Below are 5,658 nucleotides of genomic sequence, written 5' to 3'. Positions count from 1 at the left end.
CGACACGGCCAGGGCGCCCAGCACGGCGCGCCGGCCGTCACGTCGGCCCAGGGCGGCGTCGCCCCGAGCGTCCCGCTCACCCAGGGCGGCGTGGGGCGGAGCGTCGCTCAGAGCGGCGTGGGGCGGAGTGTCGCCCAGGGCGGTATGGCGTCGAGCGTTCCGCTGGCCCAGAGCGATGTCGCGAGGGGTTCGCTGGCTCAGGGGGCTGTCGCGCAGAGGGTTCCGATGGCGCGCAGCGATGCGGCGCCGGCTGGTACGCGGGCGCGTGGCTCCGCCGAGGAGGGCACGGCCCCGAGGACTGCGGGGGCGCGCGGTGTCACCCCCGGCGGCGTGGCGCCGGCCCGCAGCGGCGTCCTCCCGGGCGGCACGGCGGTGCGCGGTCTCACGCCGGGCGGTGTGGTGTCGGACAACACGCTGGCCCGCGGCCTCACCTCGGGCGGTGTGGTGCCGAACGCGACGCTGGCCCGCGGGTTCGTGCCCAGCGGCCCGCTGGCCCAGGGGGTGACCCCGGGTGCCGTGGTGTCCGGAGCTCCGTTGTCGCGCGGCCTCGCCTCCGGCGCTGTGGTGCCGGGCACGCGGCTGACCTGACGACCCGGGCAGCCGCCCGCCGTACCTGCCGGCGGTCCTGAGGGGGTGTGGACGAGCGCCTTGGTGCCGGTGCTCGTACGGCCTGTCTCGGAAGCCGGTGGAACGGCGCGGGCCGGGTGGACGCGCCCGAGCCCGGATCACGCCTCACGTGCGAGCCGCCACCTGCAGGGCGGCGACCCCCGGTGAGAGGCGCAGCCCGCCGCCGGTCCCTCGACCAGGGACCGGCGGCACTCCCATGTCCGGCCCCGGCCGGAGAGCCTTGGGGACGCCGTGAGAGCGCGGGACCGAGCCCGCCGAGCCCGGGCGGCATGGCGACGGACGAGCGTCCCCGGGCCCTGCCAGAGCTTCGCCAGGGCCCGCAAGTCGGATCGGAGGGTCCCCGGTCGCCCTGCCAGCAGCGTCACGGGGCCTTGAGGCGCGGTCAGGTCGGACGACCCCCGGCCACCCTGCCGGGAGCGACACGGGGCCATGAGGGCGCGTCAGATCGGGCGGCTTCCGGTCGTCCTGCCGGGAGCGTCACGGAGGCTTGAGAGCGGGTCGGATCGCGCCCGCGGATCATCCTGCCGGGAGTGTCGCGGGGAGCGCGGCCGGCCCGTGCCCTGGTGGCCGCGAGCGCGTGCCTCGGAGGGGCCGGGGCGGGCGCGTCCGGACCCCTGCCCAGCCCCTGAGAATCAGACGCGGACGCCGGTGCGGCGGGCGATCTGGGCCTGGAGGCGGGCCATCTGCCAGTGCAGCTCGATGAGCTGCTCGGCCAGCTCCATCCTCGGGATCTCCGTCACGTCCTCGATGGCCAGGTGGTCGATCGCGGCCGAAAGCTCTCCCATCGCGCCCCCGTTCCCTTCCATCCGCGCCTCGCCGTATCGAAACAGTGTTCGAATCATAGCGGAACGTCCGTCACGCTGTCAGGTGTTCGCCCCCCGTGTCGCACCCGTCCGCCGTTCAGGCCGCCCCATAAGCCGCCTCAGGCCGCCCTGAAAAGCCGCCTCAGGCTGCGCGGGAAAGCCGGCGCAAGACGAAGCCGCCGGGCGTGTCGCACGCGCCGGCGGCCAGGTGATCGAGCGCCCGGAGGCTCAGCCCTTGTTGTAGGCGGCGAGCACTTCCTTCGGGTCGCCGTCCATCTTGATCTTGCCCTTGTGCAGCCAGATGACCCGGTTGCAGGTCTCCTCGATGACCCGCAGGTCATGGGCGACGAGGAAGACCGTGCCGGCCTCCTCGCGGATCTTCCTGATGCGCTGCTCGCTCTTCTTGCGGAACTCGCGGTCGCCGGTGGCCAGCGCCTCGTCGATGAGCAGCACGTCGTGGGTCTTGGCCGAGGAGATGGCGAAGCGCAGGCGCGCGCCCATGCCGGAGGAGTAGGTGGACATCGGCAGCTGGACGAACTCGTCGATGCCGGAGAAGTCCACGATCTCCTGGTACTTCTCCTTGACCTCGGCCGGCGTCATGCCCATGGCGTAGCACCCGAGCACGATGTTGCGCTCGCCGGTGAGCTCGCGCATGAGCGCGGCGTTGACGCCGAGCAGCGACGGCTGCCCGTCGGTGTAGACGCCGCCCGAGTGGGGCGGCAGGAGGCCGGCGATGGCCCGCAGCAGTGTGGACTTGCCCGAGCCGTTGCGCCCCACGATGCCGATGGCGTCGCCGTGGTAGGCCACGAAGGAGACGCCCTTGACGGCGTGGACCTCCTTCATCTGCGGCCGGCCCTGGCGCTTCAGGATGCGCATGAGGGCGTTGACCGCGTTGCCCTTCTCGACCTCGGAGGCCGCGCCGTACACGCGGTAGACGATGTGCAGGTCGTCGACGATGACGGTGGGCGTGCCGGTGGGAACGTCGAGAGGCGGCGTTGCGGCCGTCTTCGGCTGCGCAGCCGAAGCCGCAGCCGACTTCGGCTTCGCCTGGCCGCCCGTGCCGGCGACGGCGGGCTCCTCGGCCTTCACCAGTGACAGCTCCTCGGTAAGTTCAGCCACGCCCGTACCTCTCCTCGGCCCGCCAGAAGTACCAGAAGCCGAAGCAGAGTGCGAACACCGCCCAGAATACGCAGGATATCCACACCGAATCCGGCGGGACGTGTCCGCCGTCCTTCGTGATGAGGATGTCGCGCATGGCCTCGATGTAGGAGGCGGCCGGGTTGGCGTAGTACATGACGTCGGCCACCCACTGGGGCATGTGGGCGGCCCCCACGACCTTCTCCTGGATGGAGAAGAAGACGCCCGAGGCGTACAGCCAGGTGCGGGTGATGAACGGCAGGAGCTGGTTGAGGTCGCGCATGGAGGCGCCCAGCCGCGCCATCACCAGGCCGGCGCCCACGTTGAACAGCGTCTGGAGCAGCAGCACGACCGGCATCAGCAGCCAGGTCAACGCGATGGGCTCGCCGGTGATGAGCACGATCACGAGGAGCACGCCCATGGAGATGGCGAGCTGCTGCAGCTCCTGGATGGTGTACGCCAGGGGCAGCGAGGCCCTGGGGAAGTGCAGCGCGCGGATCAGCGAGAGGTTGCCGGAGATCGACTTGGCTCCCGCGGTGACCGACCGCTGGGTGTAGGTGAAGACGAACATCCCGGTCAGCAGGAACGCGGGATAGTTGTGGATGGTGCCCTTGCCGCCGAGCACCAGGCCGAACATCACGTAGTAGATGGCGGCGTTGAGCAGCGGCGTGAGGATCTGCCACAGCTGGCCCAGAGCGGAGCTGGAGTACTTCGAGACGTTGCGGGAGGTGGCGTAGGTCAGGATGAAGTGCCGCCGCTCCCAGAGCTGGCGCACGTAGACAGGAAACCTCGGCCGCGCGATGGCACGGCGAAGCCCGTATCTCGCGGCGAGCTTGGCCAGCGGCTCCTGCCCGCCTCGGCCGCCCGCCTGGGCGTCCGCCACAGCGGATTCCGGCTGACTCATGGCAAGGACTCTATTGGATCCCGGTCGGTGGGGGCTGCCGCGCCCGGTGCGCGGCAGACAGTTGGACGAAGTCCTGGAGCGCCTGGTTCCAAGGGGCCGCCAAGACTCGAACAACCGTAGCCCAGTGACCCGGCGCGTGCCCGGCAAGGGCGCGAGCACGATTCGGTAAGGGGTATTTTTGCTCGACTGTCCATGTCCATGCGTAGGGCTATCTGACGGTAATACGGGGTTATGTTCCGTCTGGGCCCTATGACTGTGACGTTGGATAGGCGCACGTGTGACCGAACTGCAACGCGCCAGAGACTCGCTGGTGGCACGTAGTGAGGGATAGTCGCGATCGACTGGCAGGGCGTCGGCTGGTTTGACCATGTCAGCCAAACCCGGGGGATTACCGAACCCCCCGTCAGGCTGCTCACGATCATCGCAGCTCAGCGCTTACGCCCACCTGTAGAGGGAGGAATCTTCTTACCATGCGTGTTACTAAGGGCGCACAGATCGTCGCCGGTACCGCGCTGCTGGCCCTCGCGGTTGCCGCGTGTGGTGGCGGCGGCGGCACCTCGACCGGGACCTCCGGTGGGAGCGGCGACACTCCGGTCCGCATGGAGCTCGGCGAGCCGCAGAACCTGCTGGTCCCTTCGAACACCACGGAGTCCGAGGGCGCCGAGGCGCTCGCGGCGGTCTTCGAGCCGCTGGTGAACTATGACGAGAACAAGCAGGTCGTCATGGGCGCGGCGGAGTCGATCGAGACCCAGGACAACAAGGTCTGGACGATCAAGCTCAAGCCGGGCTACACCTGGCACAACGGCGAGCCCGTGATCGCGCAGAACTACGTGGACGCCTGGAACTACGCGGCCAACCAGGAGAACGCTCAGGGCGCCGGCTACTTCTTCGGCCGCGTCGAGGGCTACGCCGACCTCAACCCGGGCGAGGGCAAGCCGGTCACCACCAAGGAGATGAAGGGCCTCAAGGCAGTGGACGACACCACCCTCGAGGTCACCCTGAGCGCTCCGTTCTCGCAGTTCAAGACCATGCTCGGCTACACCGCGTTCTACCCGCTGCCCAAGGCCGCCTTCGGCGGCGACGGCAAGGTGACGGCCGAGTACGGCGAGAAGCCGATCGGTCAGGGCCTGTTCAAGCTGGACAAGCCCTACAAGAAGGGCACCGACCAGAGCATCGATCTGACGGTGTACGACAAGTTCCCGGGCAAGAAGCCGACCGGCTGGACCAAGCTCCAGTTCAAGCTTTACAACAGCTCGGAGACGGCCTACAACGACCTGCAGGCCGACAACGTCGACATCCACGACTCGCTGCCCGCGTCGGCGATCGCCAGCGCCAAGACGGCGCTCGGTGACCGCTACCAGGACCAGCCGGACGCCGGTATCGGCTACATCGGCTTCCCGCTGCAGTACAACGACGAGTACAAGGACGTCAAGGTCCGCGAGGCCATCTCCATGGCCATCGACCGGAAGACGATCGCCGAGACGGTCTTCTCCGGCACCCGTGCGCCGGCCGACGACTTCATCAACCCGGCCATCGACGGCTACCGTCAGGGCGCCTGCACCGCCTGCGCCTACGACCCGGGCAAGGCCAAGGAGCAGTACGCCGCGGCCAAGGGTCCGGCCAAGCTGGAGCTCGGCTACAACGCCGACGGTGGCCACAAGGAGTGGATCGAGGCCGTCGCCAACAACCTCCGCGCCAACCTCGGCGTCGAGGTGACGGTCAAGCCGTTCGAGAAGTTCGCCAACATCCTGGACGACCTGGACGCCAAGAAGTACAAGGGCATGTTCCGGATGGGCTGGGCGATCGACTACCCGTCGGCTGAGAACTACCTGACGCCGATCTTCTCGACCGGCGCCATCAAGACCGGCTCGAACTACGCGGGCTACTCCAACAAGGAGTTCGACGAGACGGTCGCCAAGGGCGACCAGGCCGCGACCCCCGAGGAGGGCCTGAAGCAGTACCAGGCTGCGGACGACATCCTCATCAAGGAGATGCCGTACATCCCGGTGTACTTCTACCGGAACAACTCGGGTTACTCGACCAAGGTGAAGAACATCAAGATCAACCTGCTCAACCAGGTTGAGTGGGCCGACGTCGAGAAGGCCTGACGCTTGTTCCCGGGGGCGGGCGCGCAGCATGCGCGGGACCAGCTGCGCCGCCCGCTGCTCGGGGATGCCGCCGGCGAGG

Annotated in this window: 4 protein-coding genes and 1 pseudogene; 2 read left to right on the top strand and 3 right to left on the bottom strand. The window is 69.0% G+C overall.

The genetic code is table 11. The features are described 5' to 3' along the window. Positions 1 to 588: pseudogene (locus AB0H81_RS43610) on the top strand (hypothetical protein); the annotation flags it as partial. A gap of 671 nt (positions 589 to 1,259) precedes the next feature. Here the strand turns inward: AB0H81_RS43610 and AB0H81_RS43605 are convergent. The 3 genes from AB0H81_RS43605 to AB0H81_RS43595 form a co-directional block, all read right to left on the bottom strand. Beyond that, on the bottom strand, positions 1,260 to 1,412 hold the full coding sequence (locus AB0H81_RS43605) for a hypothetical protein (protein ID WP_358388033.1): 153 nt from the start codon (positions 1,410 to 1,412) through the stop codon (positions 1,260 to 1,262). A gap of 246 nt (positions 1,413 to 1,658) precedes the next feature. Continuing rightward, positions 1,659 to 2,549 carry an ABC transporter ATP-binding protein gene (locus tag AB0H81_RS43600; protein WP_358388030.1) on the bottom strand — a complete coding sequence of 297 codons (891 nt, stop codon included), beginning with the start codon at positions 2,547 to 2,549 and terminating at the stop codon, positions 1,659 to 1,661. Next, positions 2,542 to 3,471, bottom strand: a complete 930-nt coding sequence (locus tag AB0H81_RS43595; RefSeq protein WP_358388027.1) for an ABC transporter permease — start codon at positions 3,469 to 3,471, stop codon at positions 2,542 to 2,544. The genes AB0H81_RS43600 and AB0H81_RS43595 overlap by 8 nt, the downstream gene beginning before the upstream one ends. Positions 3,472 to 3,941: 470 nt before the next feature. Here AB0H81_RS43595 and AB0H81_RS43590 point away from each other — a divergent pair, with 470 nt between their 5' ends. Then, positions 3,942 to 5,579: an ABC transporter substrate-binding protein gene (locus AB0H81_RS43590; RefSeq protein ID WP_358388024.1), complete on the top strand. Its 1,638-nt coding sequence runs from the start codon at positions 3,942 to 3,944 to the stop codon at positions 5,577 to 5,579. Positions 5,580 to 5,658: the final 79 nt, after the last annotated feature.

Source organism: Nonomuraea sp. NPDC050691 (genome assembly GCF_040654455.1).
Classification (GTDB): domain Bacteria; phylum Actinomycetota; class Actinomycetes; order Streptosporangiales; family Streptosporangiaceae; genus Nonomuraea.
The sequence above is the reverse complement of the archived record's forward strand: the minus strand, read 5'-3'. Positions and strand labels throughout refer to the sequence as shown.

Excerpts from the sequence above, each read along its gene's own strand:
- AB0H81_RS43605 (WP_358388033.1), bottom strand. The coding sequence starts at position 1,412 with ATGGGAGAGCTTTCGGCCGCGATCGACCACCTGGCCATCGAGGACGTG.
- AB0H81_RS43595 (WP_358388027.1), bottom strand. The coding sequence starts at position 3,471 with ATGAGTCAGCCGGAATCCGCTGTGGCGGACGCCCAGGCGGGCGGCCGA.
- AB0H81_RS43590 (WP_358388024.1), top strand. The coding sequence starts at position 3,942 with ATGCGTGTTACTAAGGGCGCACAGATCGTCGCCGGTACCGCGCTGCTG.